Raw genomic sequence first — 17,951 nt, forward strand, 5'->3', positions numbered from 1 at the left:
AATTTCTTGGACCAGCGGACACAATCCGCCGCAACGCAATCGACAGGAAAACCCACGGAATGCGCACGGACACCGGCCAGGTCTTCAAACTCGAAGACTATCGCCCCAACGACTACCTCATTCCGAAAACCGACCTTACCTTCCGCCTTTCGCCAGACGCAACGCGTGTCACCGCCGTGCTCACGGTAGAACGCCGTGACGACGTCTCCGTGTCGGCACCGTTGGTGCTCGACGGCGACGGGCTGACGCTCAAGCGCATCGAGATCGACGGCAAGAAGGTAAAACCGGCGGATCTGCTGGCGACGCCTGACCAGTTGACCATCCTCAAGCCTCCGGCGGCGCGTCGCTTCCAGTTGCTCATAGAGACCGAGGTGGCGCCGGCCGGCAACGAAGCCCTGATGGGCCTCTACCGCTCGAGCAATGTCTACTGCACGCAATGCGAAGCGGAGGGCTTTCGCCGCATCACCTATTTCCTCGATCGTCCCGACATCCTGTCCGTCTACACGGTGCGCATAGAAGCAATGCGTGACGAAGCGCCGCTGCTCCTGTCCAACGGCAACCTGGTCGACAGGGGCGACCTCGGCGACGGCTGGCACTATGCAGTGTGGCACGACCCTTTCCACAAGCCATCCTATTTGTTCGCGCTGGTGGCCGGCAATCTCGGCCAGCTTGCGGACAGTTTCGTCACGCTGTCGGGCCGCACGGTCGAACTCGGCATCTATGTCGAGCCCGGCAAGGAGAAGCTGGCCGGCTACGCGATGGATGCCCTGAAGCGGTCGATGAAATGGGACGAAGAGGCATTCGGCCGCGAATACGATCTCGACGTCTTCAACATCGTCGCCGTGTCAGACTTCAACATGGGAGCGATGGAGAACAAGGGCCTCAACATCTTCAACGACAAATATGTGCTGGCCGACCGGGAGACCGCGACGGACGCCGATTTCGCCAATATCGAGGCGATCATCGCGCATGAGTATTTCCACAATTGGACAGGCAACAGAATCACTTGCCGCGACTGGTTCCAGCTCTGCCTGAAGGAAGGCCTGACGGTTTTCCGCGACCACGAATTCTCCGCCGACCAGCGCTCGCGCGCGGTCAAGCGCATCGCCGAAGTGCGCACCTTGCGCGCCCACCAGTTTCCCGAGGACCAGGGCCCACTGGCGCATCCAGTGCGGCCGCGCCGCTACCGCGAGATCAACAATTTCTACACCGCCACGGTCTACGAGAAGGGCTCTGAAGTGGTGCGCATGATCCGCACAATTCTCGGTGCCGACGTCTTTCGCGCCGGCATGGACCTCTATTTCGAGCGGCACGACGGTGACGCAGCGACGATCGAGGATTTCATCAAGGTGTTCGAGGATGTGTCCGGCCGCGACCTGTCGCAGTTCGCGCTCTGGTATCATCAGGCAGGCACGCCGAACCTGACGATCAGTTCGACGCACAATCCGGCGGCGCAAGAGTTCACGCTCGAAATCGAGCAGTCGGTACCGCCGACACCCTCCGAAAGCCGCAAGCGGCTGATGCACATCCCGCTGGCTTTCGGCCTGATCGGCGCCGGCGGCAAGCCTGTGCCGTATAGCGGCGTCGAGGGCGCCAGCGTCGAGGACGGCGTCATCCATATCCGCAAGCGTCGCCACATGGTGCGGTTTTCAGGCGTCACCGAGCGCCCGGCCGTGTCGCTCAACCGCGGCTTTTCGGCGCCGGTGACATTGTCCGTCGAGCAGAAAGCCGACGACCAGTTCTTTCTCGCCCGCCATGACAGCGACGCCTTTTCGCGCTGGCAGGCCTTCAATACTTTGCTGACCGATGCACTGATCACCGCCTTCCGCGAGATCCTCGGCGGCAAGCAGCCGGCCTTTGCACCGCGGCTGATCGAACTCGCCGGCAGCATCGCCGGCGACGAGACGCTGGAGCCGGCCTATCGAGCACTGGCGCTGGCATTGCCCGGCGAAGCCGACATCGCCCGCGACATCGGCCGGAACATCGACCCCGATGCTATCTATGCGGCTCGCGAGGCACTGGCGTTGGCGATCGGCACTGCGAACCGGGACGCTTTTTCGGGCCTTTACCGCGGCCTTGCAGACAAAGCAGCGTTCAGCCCCGACGCGGCGAGCGCCGGACGACGCGCCTTGCGCAACACCTTGCTGGATTATCTGTCGCTGCAGCCGGGTGGAGCAGCACTCGCCGCCAGGCATTTCCAGTCGGCGACCAACATGACCGACCGCGCGGCAGCACTTGCCGTGCTCGCGCATCGTCACCACGGTTCGCCCGAGGCGGTCGAGGCGCTGGCGGCTTTCGAGACGACCTATGGGTCCGACCCGCTGGTCATGGACAAATGGTTCCAGATCCAGGCCAGCGTTCCGGGACCGCAAACCGTCGACACCGTGAAGGCCCTGACCAACCACCCGGCCTTCTCGATGGGCAATCCGAACCGGGTTCGCTCGCTGATCGGCACCTTCTCCAGCGCCAACCAGACCGGCTTCCATCGTGCTGACGGCGAAGGCTACTGGTTCTTTGCCCAGACTGTGCTCGAGGTTGAAAAGCGCAACCCGCAAGTGGCGGCCAGGCTGGCGACGGCGCTCAGATCGTGGCGTTCGCTCGAACCTTTGCGGCAGGCCAAGGCCAGGGAAGCGCTGCTGTCGATCGCCGGCGCCGAAAACCTGTCGGCGGATCTGCGGGATATTGTCGAGCGCACGCTGGCGTAGGGAGAGCGATCTCCCCCACGAGGGGGGAGATCGACCATTTCGACGTTATTTTAGTCGATTTTTAATCTTTTTTGGCCGGACCACTGGACAAGGCGAATCACCTTTGATTCTTTACTGACGATTCGGATGTGCGGCGTTTGCCGGATCACCAAGCAGCATAGGCAAATTCGGGGAGTGCCATTTATGGCGAAGGCGGACGCGTGGGGCGCGCCCGGAGGGACGGCTTTTGCGCGTCGTGAGACGCGCGGCGACGGTCTTGCCGGGAATACGCGGCTCATCGCCGAACCGGCCTATCGACGGCTTCTGGCCGCCGAGCCGCTGCTGCGCCGATCGATACCCGTCCTCATCATCACCTTCCTGATCGTCATCGCGGCGCTGCGCGTGCTGTCGCTGATGAACGAGCGCGACGATGTCGAGCGCAATGCCAAGGCGATCCTGACGCTGGCGGCGGGCCAATTGGCCAGTTCGCTCGCCACCACCTCGGAAACGATGCCCGGCGCCATACAGGACCTGCTGGAGACCACCAGCCGTCAGGGCGCGATGGGCCGCAGCCATGTGCTTGTCATCACCGACAGCGCTTTCAAGATCGTCGCGGTGACGCCGCGCTCCATGCCATGGCAGGGCCATTCACTCGACGGCCTCGTCGAGGGCGGCCAGCCCTTGTTCATGTTCGGCGATCGTGCCGGCGTCATGGACGTCAACATCGACGGACGGGATTGGTACGCGGCGGTCAGCCTGGCGGATGGCGGAAAGGGCGCATCGGCGGCCCTGGTGCCACAGGACGCGGTTTTCGATGCCTGGCGCAAGACCGTTTCACTGAACGTCACCCTGTTCGTGCTGACGGCCGGCGTGCTGATCGTCATCCTCTATGCCTATTTCGGCCAGGCGGCACGTGCGCAGGCGGCTGACCGCATCTATCTCGAAGCGCATCAGCGCATCGATATGGCGCTGGTGCGCGGCCGCTGCGGCCTGTGGGACTGGGACATGGTGCGCGGCAAGATGTACTGGTCGCGCTCGATGTACGACATGCTCGGCTACAAGCCCTGCGACACGATGCTGTCCTTCGGCGAGGTCGATCAGATCATCCATCCCGAGGACGGTGACCTGTTCGAACTCGCCAACAGAATTGTCGCACGCGAGATCGATCATATCGACCAGGTGTTCCGGATGCGGCATTCCGACGGCCAATGGGTCTGGATGCGCGCACGGGCACAGGTCATCGATCCGGAAGCGCCGGAGATCCAGCTGATCGGCATTGCCGTCGACGTCACCGAACAGCGTCATCTGGCGCTGCGTTCCGAGGCTGCCGACCTTCGCCTCAGGACGGCGATCGAGAACATCAACGAATCCTTCGTGCTGTGGGATTCGACGCAGCGCCTGATCATGTGCAATTCCAAATACCAGCAGGACAATGGGCTTTCGGACTGCGACGTGATGCCGGGCACCGCGCGCGCGGCGCTGGAAGAACGCATGCTGGCCTTTGCTTCCGAACGGCGGCTCGCCCACACCAGCGGCCTGCAGGGCGGCGCCACTTTCGAGCGCCAGCTGGCCGACGGCCGCTGGCTGCAGGTCAACGAACTGAAGACCCGGGACGGCGGCATCGTCTCGGTCGGCTCCGACATCACCCAGATCAAGCTGCACCAGGAGAAGCTGGTCGACAGCGAGCGCCGGCTGATGGCGACGATCCATGATCTCAGCCTGGCGCGGCGGGCCGAAGAGGAGCGTTCGCGCGAACTGGTCGACCTCAACCGCAAATACATGAAGGAAACCGAACGCGCCGAAGCGGCGAACCGGGCCAAATCCGAGTTCCTGGCCAACATGTCGCATGAGTTACGCACGCCGCTGAACGCCATCATCGGCTTCTCCGAACTGATGGAACAGGGGCTGTTCGGCCCGCTCGGATCGGAGCGCTACGAGGAATATGCCACCGACATCAACAGCAGCGGCAAATATCTCCTGGGCGTCATCAACGACATTCTCGACATGTCCAAGATCGAAGCCGGCCAGTTTTCGCTGGACCGGGAAGAGATCGACCTCGGCCCGCTGATCAGCGAAACCGTACGCGTCGTTTCGCTGCAGGCGGCGCAAAAGGCCATCACCGTGGAAACGCGCATTGCCGATGCGCTGACGCTGGTCGCCGATCGCCGTGCGATCAAGCAGATCGTCATCAACCTTTTGTCCAATGCGGTGAAGTTCACCGGCCAGGGCGGCCACATATCGGTCAGGGCCCGCAACACATCCGGCGCGCTGGTGCTGACGATCGAGGACAATGGCTGCGGCATCCCCAAGGATGCGCTCGGCAAACTCGGACGGCCTTTCGAGCAGGTGCAGAACCAGTTCTCCAAGAGCCATGCCGGGTCCGGCCTTGGTCTTGCCATCTCACGTTCACTGGCCGAACTCCAGGGCGGCGCGCTGAAGATCCGGTCGAGCGAAGGAGTCGGCACGATCGTGTCGGTGCGCATCCCGGTGAAGAAGGCCGCGCCGGCGATCAAGGCCGCAGCCTGAAGATTTCATCACCATTCCAGGCTTGATCCCACCTCGCAGGCCCGAGGTGAGATGCTTTGACAAAACTATCTATTTTATCTATTTTAGATAGAAAAGAGAGGCATTGCTATGCGAGTGACTTCAACAGAATTCCAGCAGAATGTCGGGCGTTTCCAGGACGTTGCCCAGCGTGCGCCGGTCGCAATCACAAAGAATGGCCGGACCCACACGGTACTCCTGTCGGCGGCGATGTTCGAGGTGTTGGTCAAGGGACGAGTCGCCCGTAACGCGGAAGAATTGGACGATGAGACGCTGAACGCCATCGCCGAAAGCGCCGTACCGAGCGAATATGCCGGGCTCGATGCGATGCTTAAAGACTGGACACCGTGAGCCTGCCCAAACCTATCCCGGGTCTGTTGATTTCCTATTCTTACCTCTGGGTGAGAGAACACGAAAAGGGTGCCGAAGAAGGTCGCAAAAACCGACCATGCGCCATTGTCGCCGCGCGCCGGGTCGTGGAGGGCCGTGAAGTTATAACGGTCGTTCCGGTCACACACTCGCCACCGGCTGATCCTGCCGATGCAGTAGAAATACCTGCGCTACTCAAAGCCCATCTCGGCCTCGATGATACGCCGTCATGGATCGTCGTGACCGAAACCAATGACTTCCTCTGGCCGGGTCCCGATCTCAGGCCCATCGCGGGCAGCAAACCGTCCCGATCGACTATGGCATGCTGCCGCCGCGTTTCTATGCCTATCTGCGCGACCGGATTTTGCAGTCTCACGCGAGCCGGGCGCTCCAGCAGATTCGGCGAACAGAGTAGCTGCATGAGACCGGAAGAGCACGAAACGTCTTCGGTTCCAGGGGACGATCGCTTCACGGTCATCCCGTACGAAGCAAAAGATCGAAATCCTTCCTGACCGTCTGCGACGTCTCCTTGAGGTGTGCTTCCAGCACACCGAAATCCGGCAGGTCGGTCACCGCCAGAAGCAGATCCGAAAGCCCCGGCGGAACGTCGTCGCGCTCAAAGGCTCCGGTGAGGCACAGCCGCGTCATCTGGGTCAGTGCAAGATAGAGCGCGTAGGCGTCGCCAAGCTCCTGCCTCACCCCGGCATCGGCGAAGCCCGGTGCCAGGCGCGACAGGATCTCGGCGGTGCCGGTGGCGCGGCGCCCGGTCTCGACCTGCCCGGTAATGACGGCCACCTGGGCGATGAATTCCAGATCGATCAATCCTCCGGGAATAAGCTTGATGTCCCAGAGATCGCGCGGCGGCTTTTCCTTCTCGATCATAGCCCACATGTCCGCAGCCTCGGCCATCACCTTTGCAGCATCGCGCGGCTGGCCCAGCACCGCCGCTACTTCCGCTTCAACCTCGCCACACAGGCTGGCGTCGCCAGCAATGGCACGGGCGCGGGCCAGCGCCATGTGTTCCCAAGTCCAGGCTTCCTGGCGCTGGTATTTCTTGAAGGCATCGATATGGGTGGCCACCGGTCCCTTGTTGCCGGACGGCCGCAGGCGCAGGTCGAGTTCGTAGAGCACCCCCTCCGCCGTCGGCGCGGACACCGCCGCGATCAGCCTTTGCGTCATGCGGGTGTAGTAATGCGAAGGTGCCAGCGGCTTGTCGCCATCGGACTCTTCGGCATCCGGCGCGTGGTCGTAGAGCAGGATCAGGTCGACGTCCGATCCGGCGGTCAGCTCGCGGCTGCCAAGCTTGCCCATACCGAGCAGCGCAACCACACCGCCGGCAATGGTGCCGTGGCGGGCCGCGAATTCGGCCGTCACCGCCTGCAACGCAGCCTCGATGGTGAGATCCGCCAGATCAGAAAAGGCGCGGCCGGCCCGCGCCGGATCGATCGAGCCGGCGAGCAGCCGGACACCGATCAGGAATTTCTGCTCGGAGACAAAAATGCGCAGCCGGTCGAGCACATCCTCGTAAAGCCGGTCGCCCTCGACGAAGGCGGAAAGCCGCGCCGACAGATAGGCGCGGTCCGGTAGTTCGGTGAGCAAGGCCGGGTCGAGCAAACCATCGAAGACATGCGGCCTGCGGGTGATGATCGCCGCCAGCCGGGGGGCGGCCCCCATGATCGTCGCCAGAAGCTTCAGCAGGGCAGGATTGGACTGCAGCAGGGAGAACAGCTGGATACCAGCCGGCAGGCCGGCGAGAAACTCGTCGAAGCGCATCAGAGCTTCGTCGGCCCGGCGCGTCTGGCCGAAGGCGCGCAGCAGCGCCGGCGTCAGTTCCGTCAGCCGCTCGCGTGCCTCCGCCGACTGGGTGAGGCGATAGCGGCCGAAATGCCAGCCACGGATGACGCGGCAGATGTCGCTTGGCCGCTGAAAACCGAGCCCGTGCAAGGTCTGCAGCGTATCGGGATCGTCCACATCGCCGGTGAAGACCAGGTTGCCGATGCCGGTCGACAGTTCGGGTGCTGTTTCGAACAGTGCCGCGTAGTGGCGTTCGACCTGCTGCAGCGAGGCACGGAACGCTCGAGAAAAGGCAGAAGCATCGGCAAAGCCGAGCATGCGGGCGATGCGCTCCAGGCCTTCATCATCTTCCGGCAGCGTGTGCGTCTGCTCGTCGGCAACCATCTGCACGGCATGTTCGACGCGGCGCAGGAACCAGTACTGGCGGGCAAGCGCATCGCGCGCCTCGGCGGTGATCCAGCCGCGGGTCGCAAGCTCGCCGAGCATCGGCACGGTCTCGCGGCCACGCAGTTCAGGGAAGCGTCCGCCGGCGATGAGCTGCTGGGTCTGGACGAAGAACTCGATCTCTCGAATGCCGCCGCGGCCAAGCTTGACGTTGTGGCCCTTGACCGCAATCTCGCCATGGCCCTTGTGGGCGTGGATCTGGCGCTTGATCGAATGGACGTCGGCAATCGCCGCATAATCCATGTATTTGCGCCAGATATAGGGCTGCAACTCCTTGAGGAAGGCCGCACCCGCGGCCAGATCGCCTGCCACCGGGCGTGCCTTGATCATCGCGGCGCGCTCCCAGTTCTGGCCGCGTGCCTCATAGTAGCGCAGTGCCGCCTCGACCGGGATCGCCAGCGGTGTCGAACCGGGGTCTGGGCGCAGTCTCAGATCGGTGCGGAAGACATAACCGTGTTCGGTGCGGTCCTGCAGGATGCGCACCAGGCGGCGCGTCAGCCTCGAAAACAACTCGGTGGCATCGAGCGGATCGACGACGGCGGGCGCTTCCGGATCGAAGAAAACCACCAGATCGATGTCGGAGGAAAAATTCAGCTCATGCGCGCCGAGCTTGCCCATGCCGAGCAGGATCCAGCCCGACTGTTTCGACGGATTGCCGACATCCGGCAGTTTGAGTTTGCCCTGGCCATGCGCGTCACGCAGCAGGAAGTCGACGGCCGCACGGGTGCAGGCGTCTGCAAGATCGCTCAATCGCCGGACCGTCAGCGCCGTTTCGGCCTCGCCGGCAAGATCGGCCAGCGCGATGAGGAAATGCGCCTCCGCCTTCCACTGGCGCAGCTCCATCATCAAGCCGGATTCCGAGACTGCTTCGGCTAGATGCACCTGGTCGATGGCGGCGCCGATCACCTTCAGTCGAGCCTCGATCGTCTGCTCGAACAGCCCGTCCAGGATTTGCGGCCGGCGGCGTGCCGTATCGCGCAGGAACGGCGACAGATCGAAGACGGCGGCGAGGAAATCCTGGCCCTCGCCCTTGCCGGCCAGGAACTTGGCCAGCCGCGTCAGCCTCTCTTCGCGCGCGGCGGAAGCGATCTCGGCCAGTTCCAGCCGCGCACGCTCCTTGTCGAGCGGGGCAAGCCTGGCAGCCGGCTTCAGCAGCCATCCAGTCTCCACCCGCTTGGCTGAAGTGCTCATCAGTGATCCTCCCGAGCCGGGAAACTCATGACCACGGATAGTCCAGGATTGCCAGGCAAGAGTTCAAGCCGGCCATTGTGGAACGTCATGACCGCCTTGGCGAGGCTGAGGCCAAGACCGGAACCCGGCTGCGAACGGCTCTTCTCCAGCCGCACGAAACGTTCCGTGGCCCGCGCCCGGTCGCCATCGTCGGGAATGCCGTGTCCATTGTCGGCAACCGACAGGCGAACGTCCGTACCGGCTCGCTCGAGCGTGACGCGCACCGCCGGCTGGGCATTGGCGCCGGTCGAATATTTGATGGCGTTGTCGACGATGTTCGACAGCGCCTGACCGATCAGTTCGCGGTTGCCGTTGACGGACACCGCGTCGCGCGCGTCTGCTTCCAGCGACACGCCTGCCTCTTCCGCCACCGGCTCGTAAAGCTCGACAACGTCGCGCACGGCCTCCGCCAGATCGACGCGGTTGGTGTTCTCCGAGGAGTAGCCAGCCTCCAGCCGGGAGATCATCAGGATGGCGTTAAACGTTTTTATCAGCTGGTCCGACTCGGCAATAGTGCCTTCCAGCGCCTGCCGGTAATCGGTGGGCTTTTGCTTGCCCGAAAGCGTCGCTTCGGCCCGGTTGCGGAGCCGGGTCAGCGGCGTCTTCAGATCATGCGCGATGTTGTCGGAAACCTGCTTCAGGCCTTCATTCAGCGTGGCGATCCTGGCCAGCATGGCATTGAGATTTTCGGAGAGCCGGTCGAACTCATCGCCAACCCCCGTCACCGGCAGCCTGCCCGACAGATCGCCGCCCATAATGCGGCGGCTGGCTTCCGACACGCTGTCGATGCGCTTCAGCGCGGCGCGGCCGACAAAAAACCAGATCAGCAATCCGCCCAGCCCCATCATGCCGAGCGCCAGCATCAGCGCACGGCGGATGACCGCACGAAACCGTTCCGGCTCGCCAAGGTCGCGGCCGACCAGCATGATCATCTGGTTCGGCAACCGCAGCACCAGCGCAATGGCGTTGTGGCCCTTTTCGCCCTGCGCCTGCGCATCGTTCTGCTCGGATTGGGTGGTGGTGCCCTGCTCGGCGGGAAGGTTGCGCAGGCGCTCGAGCTCTCCCTCGCCAAAACGCTGATAAGAGAACGGACTGCTGGTCCAGCCTTCGGTTTCGAGAACGCCCGGCTCCAGGCTCTGCACATTGCCGGTCAGGATCTGTCCGTTGGCGTCGGCGATCAGATAGAGGTTGGCGCCGGGCTGGCGCGAGCGGGCCTCGACTACACGGACCAACACCGGCAGACCGCCACGTTGATAGGCGCGAGCCAGACCGAGCACCTCGTCATTGATGGTGTCCTGTGTCTGCCCGGTCAGCATGCGCGCCGACAACGAGGTCATGTAGAAGACGAGCGCCACCGCGCAGAGCGCGAAGAGCAGGAGGTAGAGCGCCGAAAGCCGCGCTGCCGTCGTCTTCATGATGGCTGGCACGGAAAGAGCCATGCCGCAGCTAGATCAGCATGAGGTTTGGTCGAATCGTCATGCCGATCTAGCTCTTTGTTGGAGCATGATCTTTTCCGAAAACCGGTTCCCACTTTTCGGGATCATACTCTAGCCGCTCTTCAGCATATAGCCGGCGCCGCGAACCGTATGCAGGATGGGCTTGTCGAAGCCCTTCTCGATCTTGCCGCGCAGCCGCGAGACATGGACGTCGATGACATTGGTCTGCGGATCGAAATGATAGTCCCAGACATTTTCGAGCAGCATGGTGCGCGTCACCACTTGGCCGGCATGCCGCATCAGATATTCGAGCAAGCGGAATTCACGCGGCTGCAGCGTTATCTCGCGTGACGCACGGCGTACCGAATGCGACAGCCTGTCGAGTTCGAGATCGCCGACGCGGTAGACGGTTTCGGCTTCCTTGGCGCTGGCGCGACGGTTCAGAACCTCGACGCGGGCGAGAAGTTCGGAGAAGGCATAGGGCTTTGTCAGGTAATCGTCGCCGCCGGCGCGTAGACCCGTGACCCTATCATCGACCTCGCCGAGCGCCGACAGGATCAGCACCGGCGTTGTGTTGCCCCTGGACCGGAGACCGGCAATGACCGACAGGCCGTCGCGACGCGGCATCATCCGGTCGATCACCATCACGTCGTAGTCGCCGGCGTCGGCGAGCGCAAAGCCGGTTTCGCCGTCACCAGCGACATGCGCGGTGTGACCGGCCTCGGCAAAGGCTTTCTGCAAGTAATCCGCAGCCTCGCGATCGTCTTCTATGATGAGAATCTTCATAGGGCTGTTATACGCGATTTCGCCGGAAGGTTGAGTGGCAGACATCTGCATTGTGGCCTTTGCCAAAGCGCACCGCGATCAAGATTGCCGAAGCCGTACGCGATAAAGCTGCTCGCTGCCGATGTCATTTTGCGTCGGATCGCGGAAGCGCTTTTGAAAGTGTGCGGCAGCGGACGATGGGAAGCCCGCTGCCGCCGGGGGAAGGCGCGATGACTGACTAACGCGCGCTTCTCCATGCTTTCCCCTACGGCGGCTCGGGGGTGTTGAAACTGCCGCACTGGAAAAGTCCAACGTGCCGCCGGAACGCCCTCACCCACCTGGAAAGGCCGAGAGATCGCTCCGGGGCCAACCTCAGCCCTTGGCGACGGGCAGCGCGACGAAACGATTGGTGTCGTCGCGGGTGATCTGCATCAGCACTGCCTTGCGGCCGGATTTGACTGCATCGGTCATCGCCTTGGTGACGTCGTCGGTGCCGTTCACTTCGGTCGAATTGACCGATGTGATGACGTCGCCCGGCTGGATACCGCGATCGGCGGCATCGCTGTCGGGATCGACATCGGTCACCACCAGTCCCTTGCCGTTTTCAGACTTGGTAACGGTCAGGCCGAGATCGGCCAGCGTGTCGGGCTTGGCCGGGGCGGCGGGCTGCTGCTGGTCGACAGAGGCCTGCTTGTCGCTCGAGGGCAGTTTGCCGAGATCGACCTTGACCGTCTGGCTCTTGCCGTCGCGCCACACGGTGACGTCGACCGACTTGCCAGGCGAATAGGCGCCGATCAGCCGGGCCAGTTCCTTCGGCGAAGCGACATCCTTGCCGTCGACCTGGGTGATCACGTCACCGGCCGTAATGCCCGCCTTCTTGCCGGGACCATCGTCCTGGGCACTGGAAACCAGTGCGCCGTTGTTGGACTTCAGACCAAGCGACTCAGCGATGTCGGAGGTGACCGGCTGGATTTCCACACCGAGCCAGCCCCGCTGCACGGAACCGCTCTTCATCAGGTCCTGAACGACCTGCTTGGCGGTCGAAGCGGGAATGTCGAAGGCGATGCCGACGCTGCCGCCGGATGGCGAGAAGATCGCGGTGTTGATGCCGACGACCTGGCCGTTGAGGTTGAAGGTCGGACCGCCAGAATTGCCGCGGTTGACCGATGCGTCGATCTGGATGAAGTCGTCATAAGGGCCAGCGCCGATGTCACGGCCGCGGGCGGAGACGATGCCGGCGGTGACGGTTCCACCAAGGCCGAACGGATTGCCGACGGCCACCACCCAGTCGCCGACGCGAACCTTGGAGTCATCGGCGAAGTCGACATAGGTAAACTTGCCGACGCCGTCGACCTTAAGCACGGCGAGATCGGTGCGCGGGTCGGTGCCGACCAGCTTGGCGTCGAGTTCCTTGCCGTCATGCATCACCACGGTGAAGGCCGAGCCTTCCGAAACAACGTGATTGTTGGTGACGAGATAGCCGTCATCCGAGATGAAGAAGCCCGAGCCCTGGGCAACCGGCCGCGGCTGGTCGTTGTTGCGGTCGCGGTGGCTGAAGCGCCTGTTGCCGCCACCCTGGCCGTCCTGGTCACCAAAGCCACGGAATTCCTTGAAGAAGCGGCGCAGCTGTGGATTGTTGGGCAGGTTGTTCATGCCATCCTGGTCGTCGGACGGGTCGGAGCCATCATCGGCGGCCGGGCTGATCTTGGCCTTGACCTTGACACTGACAACGGCGGGAGAAACGCGCTCGACGACATCGGCGAAGCCCGGCACCTGCGGCGCCTCGACGCGTACGGCATCGGCCAGAACAGGGCTGGTTCCGCTGGTCAGCGCGCCAACGCCGATCGCACCGGCCACGGCGACAGATGCGACGGCAGCCATGAGACGCTTGCGGGTGACGGAATATGAATTGGGGGCAATATTCATGGATCTCTTATCCTCTTTCAACGGACGCTGCTTGGTCGGCATCCTCGGAAAGGAGAATTAGAGCGGCACACATTACAGCGCCATTTCCGACACATGAAACTTTGGTAATGTTTGGGAGTGACGGCGGACGTCAGTCGCGGCGCAATATGGCGTCCAGCGCCGCCTGTTCCTCAGTGGTCAACGCATTGGTCGCCAGCACGCGGCGCGACCGCGCGGTCAGCACGATGAAAACACCTCCAACCAGCAACAGCAGGACGGGCGTGCCCCATAGCAACGCATTGCGCAGGTCGAAACGCGGCTTCAGCAGCACGAACTCGCCATAGCGCGAAACCACGTAGTCCATGACCTGCTGGTCGGTGTCGCCGGCGACGAGGCGCTGACGCACAAGGACGCGCAGGTCGCGGGCAAGGTCGGCATCGGATTCGTCGATCGACTGGTTCTGGCAGACCATGCAGCGCAAGCCTTCCGACAGCGCCCGCGCCCGCGCCTCCAGCGTCGGATCAGGCAGCACCTCGTCAGGCTTCACCGCCGAGGCCGTGCCGGCAAAGAACAGCGCCAGCAGCAGGACAATGGAGGTCAGAGAAAACCGCGCGTTCATGGCAGGGTCGCGGATGGCACCGCGCTCGCCTGCTTGCGCCGCCGCGACGGCGCGCCGACGCGCAGGCGCCGGTCCATCAGTGACATCGCCGCGCCCGCCATCATCATCAGGCCGCCGCCCCAGATCAACGTCACCAGCGGCTTCCACCACAAACGCACGACGACGGAACCGTCATTGCCCTCGTCGCCGAGCGAGATGTAGAGCTGCGAGAAACCAATCGTCCTGATGCCCGATTCCGTCGTCGTCATCTGCCGCACCGGATAAAACCGTTTGGCGGAGCTGATTTCGCCAACAGGGCTGCCGCTGACGCCGATCAGTTCGAAGCGGCCGAGATCCTCACTGTAATTCGGTCCCTGGGCCGGATAAAGCCCGACGAAACGCAGCGTATGGCCGGACAGTTCGACGGTCTCACCGGCATGCATCGACAGGATCTTCTCGGTGCCGAAGCAAAGTGTGCCGACGATGCCGAGCGTGGTCAGGCCAAGGCCAAGGTGAGCGAAGGCAGTGCCGAAGACCGAGCGCGGCAGGCCGAGCAAGCGCCTGACCATGATCCCGGCGGCGACATTGCCGACCCCCGATTTGACGGCGAGATCGGTGAGCGCGCCAAGGATCAGCCAGACGGCAAGGCCAACGCCCAGGGCTGCGAACACCGAGGCGCCGTCGATGAACAAAGCGGTGACCAGCGTCGCCAGCAGCGCCGCTGCAAAGGCCACCATAAGCCGCTGCGCGACGGCGAAGACATCGCCGCGCTTCCAAGCCAGCAACGGCCCGAACGGAACCACGAGCAGCAACGGTACCATCAGCGGTCCGAAGGTGAGATTGAAGAACGGCGCGCCGACCGAGATCTTGTCGGCTGAAAAGGCTTCGACGGCGAGCGGATAGAGTGTGCCGACGAGGACGGTCGCCGTCGCCGTCGTCAGGAACAGATTGTTGAGGACCAGCGCCCCTTCTCGGGAAATCGGCTGGAACAGGCCGCCGGTCGTCAGCCGGGAAGCGCGCAGCGCAAACAGCGCCAGCGAGCCGCCGATAAACAGCGTCAGTATGCACAGGATAAACACGCCGCGCGTCGGATCGGTGGCAAAGGCGTGCACCGAGGTCAGCACGCCTGAACGCACGAGGAAGGTGCCGAGCAGCGACAGCGAAAAGGTCAGGATGGCGAGCAGCAGCGTCCAGATCTTCAGCGCCGAGCGCTTCTCCATGACGATGGCCGAATGCAGCAGCGCTGTGCCCGCCAGCCACGGCATGAAGGAGGCGTTCTCGACCGGATCCCAGAACCAGAAACCGCCCCAGCCAAGTTCATAGTAGGCCCAGTACGATCCCATGGCGATGCCGCCGGTCAGGAACATCCAGGCGACCAGCGTCCACGGCCGCACCCAGCGCGCCCAGGACGCGTCGATGCGGCCTTCGATGAGAGCGGCGACCGAGAAGGAAAAACAGATCGAGAAGCCGACATAGCCGAGATAGAGGAACGGCGGGTGTATGGCGAGGCCGAGATCCTGCAGGATCGGGTTGAGATCGCGGCCTTCGATCGGCGCCGGATTGAGCCGGATGAACGGATTGGACGTCGCCAGGATGAACAGGAAGAAGGCGGCGCCGATGGCGCCTTGCACCGCAAGCACATTGGCGCGCAGCGTCGCCGGCAGGTTGGAGCCGAAAGCGGCGACGAGCGCGCCGAAGAAGGTCAGGATCAACACCCAAAGCAGCATCGAGCCTTCATGATTGCCCCAGGTTCCGGTGATCTTGTAGATCAACGGCTGCAAGGAATGTGAGTTTTCCCACACGCTTGCCACCGAGAAATCGGAGCTTGCATAGGCACTCGCCAACGCTGCGAAAGACAGCGCCGTCAGGGCAAAGCCGGTCACCGCGACCGGACCGCCGACGGCCATGAGGCGCTGGTTGTTCAGGCGCGCGCCAAACAGCGGCACCACCGTCTGCACCAGCGAAAGCGCAAACGCCAGGACGAGGGCGAAATGTCCGGTTTCAACCATGCCCGTGATCCATTGTCGCTCTCCTGCCGGAGCTATTCACTCTTGTTCTCCTGCCAGACGCCCTTGGCCTTGAGGCCGTCCGCAACCTCCTTGGGCATGTAGCGCTCATCATGCTTGGCCAGCACGCTATCGGCAACAAAAACCCCGTCCGGGCCGAAAGTACCCTCGGTGATGACGCCCTGCTCTTCGCGGAAAAGGTCGGGCAGGATGCCGGTGTAGGTGACCTTGACCGATTTGTGCGTGTCGGTCACCGAAAAGCCGACCGTGGCCCCCTGCCCGCGCTGGATCGTGCCTTTTTCGACCAATCCACCCAACCGGATGCGCTGGCCAGGCTGGACACTGGCGGTGGTGAGATCGGCCGGCATGTAGAAAAAGGAGGCCTTCTGGCCAAGCGCGTAAAAAGTCAGCCCGGTCGCGGCACCCAGGAAGACCAGCCCGCCCGCGATCACCGACAATCGTTTCTGCTTGCGCGTCATGTCTTGTTCTACTCCGTCGCCGCAAGGCCAAGCGAAGCGGCAAAGGCGGTGAATTTCTTCGCCTGCTCACTGTCGGCTCCAAAGACGGCGATGGCGCGACCGAGCGCCTCACGCGCCTGATCGGCTTTGCCGAGCACGACATAGGAACGAACGAGCCGCATCCATCCTTCCGGATCACGCGGATTTTGCCGCAGTTTGTCGTCGAGGCCGGCGACCATCGTGTTGATCATGGTCTCCCGATCCTGCGGCGACATCGAGGATGCGGCGTCGAAATCGCCGGCATCGGGACCGTTGGTGGCGCCGGAAGCGACGTCGGAGCCTCCGGATTTGGCGAGCGCCTGCTCGACGGCACCGCGCCATGGCGAGTCCGGCGGCAATCTGCCCAGCATCGCCTGCCATGCCGTGGTCGCTTCCTTGGCGCGCCCCTCCTGCGCCAACGCCATGGCCAGGTAGAAACTCGCCTTCGCGTTGGCCGGATCGAGCTTCAGGGCTGCCTCGAAAGCATCCTGGGCATCGGCCGAGACAATGCCGCCTGCCGCGCTGGCGATCGCCTCGCCGAGACCGGCCTGGCGAACGGCGCTGTCGCCATCGAGCCGAATGGCGTTGCGATAGGCTCCCGCCGCGTCGGAAAAGCGCTGCATGCGCAGATAGACCGGTGCCAGCACGTCCCAGCCCCTGCCGTCAGTGGGATTGGCGGCCAGATGGGCTTCGGCCCGCGCCACCAGCTCGTCGACCGAACTGTCGGCGGGATTCTTGGCCAACCGCTCGCTGAGCGGTTGCGACGGCAGGTCAGGAGAGCCAAGCTGGACATAGAGCCCCCAACTGACCAGCGGCACCGCCAGCACGGCTACGGTTGCCACCAGCCTTGCCGTGATCGACGCTCGGCCAGGGTTTGCGCCGCCGGCGGTACCCGCATTGTCAAGGCGAAGGATGCGGCGAGCGATCTCGGCGCGGGCCTCGGCGGCTTCGGCCGGCTGGATCAAGCCACGCGCGGCGTCGCGGTCAAGCTCGGACAATTGGTCCCGATAGACTTCGAGATCATGTTCGCCGCTCGACGACCCGCCCTTGGCGCTGGCGGCCAGCGGCAGCAGCACCGCCAAGCTTGCACCCAGCGTGAGAATGGCGGCTATGACCCAGAACAGCATGGTTCTTCCAATACCGGCAGAGCTCTGCCGTGCCAACAGATGCATGCTGCGACGCTTTGACGACGCCAGCCGCCAATCGTCGGCAGACGGTCGTCAGGTCAGCGGCGTCCAGCTGCCATCGGCGTTGCGGCAAGCGGTTCCACGCGCCGTGACCCCGGCGCCGGCGGAAAACACCGTCTGCGTGTACTGGCGGCAGTCCTGCGAACCGACGCGGTACGGCTGGGCCGGAACCACCTCGCCGTAGCGCGAAGCCTGAGCGCCTTTCCACGTCACCTTCTGGCCGCTGGTCGTATATTCCAGCGCCTTGTATTCAGCCTCGAGCGCGCTGCGCTTCTCGGTCTCGCTGAGGCCGTTGCCGATCGTCCCGCTGATGAGGCCGCCGCCCATCGCCGAAATGATCGTCGTGGTCACCTTGCCGCTTGAAGGAGGTGTCGAGGCCGGTGTCACTGCTATGGCTGGACCCTTGCCGCTCAAGGTGGTGCAGCCGGAAACGGCCAGCAATGCGGAAACGAGAGCGACGCGAATCTTCATGCCAACAACCGATTTTCTTGA

12 protein-coding genes are annotated in these 17,951 nt (G+C 63.5%); 3 read left to right on the top strand and 9 right to left on the bottom strand.

What is annotated here, in order from left to right:
* Positions 1-59: 59 nt before the first annotated feature.
* The 3 genes from pepN (at position 60) to AC0L2U_RS03955 (ending at position 5,579) form a co-directional block, all read left to right on the top strand.
* Positions 60-2,705 (top strand): aminopeptidase N, encoded by a 2,646-nt coding sequence (gene pepN, locus AC0L2U_RS03945; protein ID WP_292699157.1) that lies wholly within the window; start codon positions 60-62, stop codon positions 2,703-2,705.
* A 183-nt stretch (positions 2,706-2,888) separates the two neighbouring features.
* Positions 2,889-5,210 (top strand): PAS domain-containing sensor histidine kinase, encoded by a 2,322-nt coding sequence (locus AC0L2U_RS03950; protein WP_473601429.1) that lies wholly within the window; start codon positions 2,889-2,891, stop codon positions 5,208-5,210.
* A gap of 108 nt (positions 5,211-5,318) precedes the next feature.
* Positions 5,319-5,579, top strand: a complete 261-nt coding sequence (locus AC0L2U_RS03955; protein ID WP_127810918.1) for a type II toxin-antitoxin system prevent-host-death family antitoxin — start codon at positions 5,319-5,321, stop codon at positions 5,577-5,579.
* A 492-nt stretch (positions 5,580-6,071) separates the two neighbouring features.
* Here the strand turns inward: AC0L2U_RS03955 and AC0L2U_RS03960 are convergent, their stop codons facing one another.
* From AC0L2U_RS03960 to AC0L2U_RS04000, 9 genes are all read right to left on the bottom strand, one after another.
* On the bottom strand, positions 6,072-9,026 hold the full coding sequence (locus AC0L2U_RS03960) for a bifunctional [glutamine synthetase] adenylyltransferase/[glutamine synthetase]-adenylyl-L-tyrosine phosphorylase (protein WP_473601430.1): 2,955 nt from the start codon (positions 9,024-9,026) through the stop codon (positions 6,072-6,074).
* Entirely contained in the window at positions 9,026-10,504 is a 1,479-nt protein-coding gene (locus AC0L2U_RS03965; RefSeq protein WP_127810920.1) for a sensor histidine kinase, read from the bottom strand. Before AC0L2U_RS03965 ends, AC0L2U_RS03960 begins: the two co-directional genes overlap by 1 nt.
* Before the next feature lie 108 nt (positions 10,505-10,612).
* On the bottom strand, positions 10,613-11,287 hold the full coding sequence (locus tag AC0L2U_RS03970) for a response regulator transcription factor (protein ID WP_473601431.1): 675 nt from the start codon (positions 11,285-11,287) through the stop codon (positions 10,613-10,615).
* Positions 11,288-11,638: 351 nt separating this feature from the next.
* Entirely contained in the window at positions 11,639-13,192 is a 1,554-nt protein-coding gene (locus AC0L2U_RS03975) for a Do family serine endopeptidase (RefSeq protein ID WP_127270962.1), read from the bottom strand.
* A 130-nt stretch (positions 13,193-13,322) separates the two neighbouring features.
* Positions 13,323-13,790, bottom strand: a complete 468-nt coding sequence (locus AC0L2U_RS03980) for a cytochrome c-type biogenesis protein (protein ID WP_128362525.1) — start codon at positions 13,788-13,790, stop codon at positions 13,323-13,325.
* On the bottom strand, positions 13,787-15,778 hold the full coding sequence (locus tag AC0L2U_RS03985) for a heme lyase CcmF/NrfE family subunit (RefSeq protein WP_127270960.1): 1,992 nt from the start codon (positions 15,776-15,778) through the stop codon (positions 13,787-13,789). The genes AC0L2U_RS03980 and AC0L2U_RS03985 overlap by 4 nt, the downstream gene beginning before the upstream one ends.
* A gap of 32 nt (positions 15,779-15,810) precedes the next feature.
* On the bottom strand, positions 15,811-16,254 hold the full coding sequence (gene ccmE / locus AC0L2U_RS03990) for a cytochrome c maturation protein CcmE (RefSeq protein WP_127321624.1): 444 nt from the start codon (positions 16,252-16,254) through the stop codon (positions 15,811-15,813).
* Positions 16,255-16,262: 8 nt separating this feature from the next.
* Entirely contained in the window at positions 16,263-17,399 is a 1,137-nt protein-coding gene (gene ccmI, locus AC0L2U_RS03995; RefSeq protein ID WP_127396031.1) for a c-type cytochrome biogenesis protein CcmI, read from the bottom strand.
* A 93-nt stretch (positions 17,400-17,492) separates the two neighbouring features.
* Entirely contained in the window at positions 17,493-17,930 is a 438-nt protein-coding gene (locus tag AC0L2U_RS04000) for a hypothetical protein (RefSeq protein WP_127269161.1), read from the bottom strand.
* Between the last annotated feature and the right edge of the window lie 21 nt (positions 17,931-17,951).

It is taken from the genome of Mesorhizobium sp. WSM4808, from assembly GCF_055811675.1.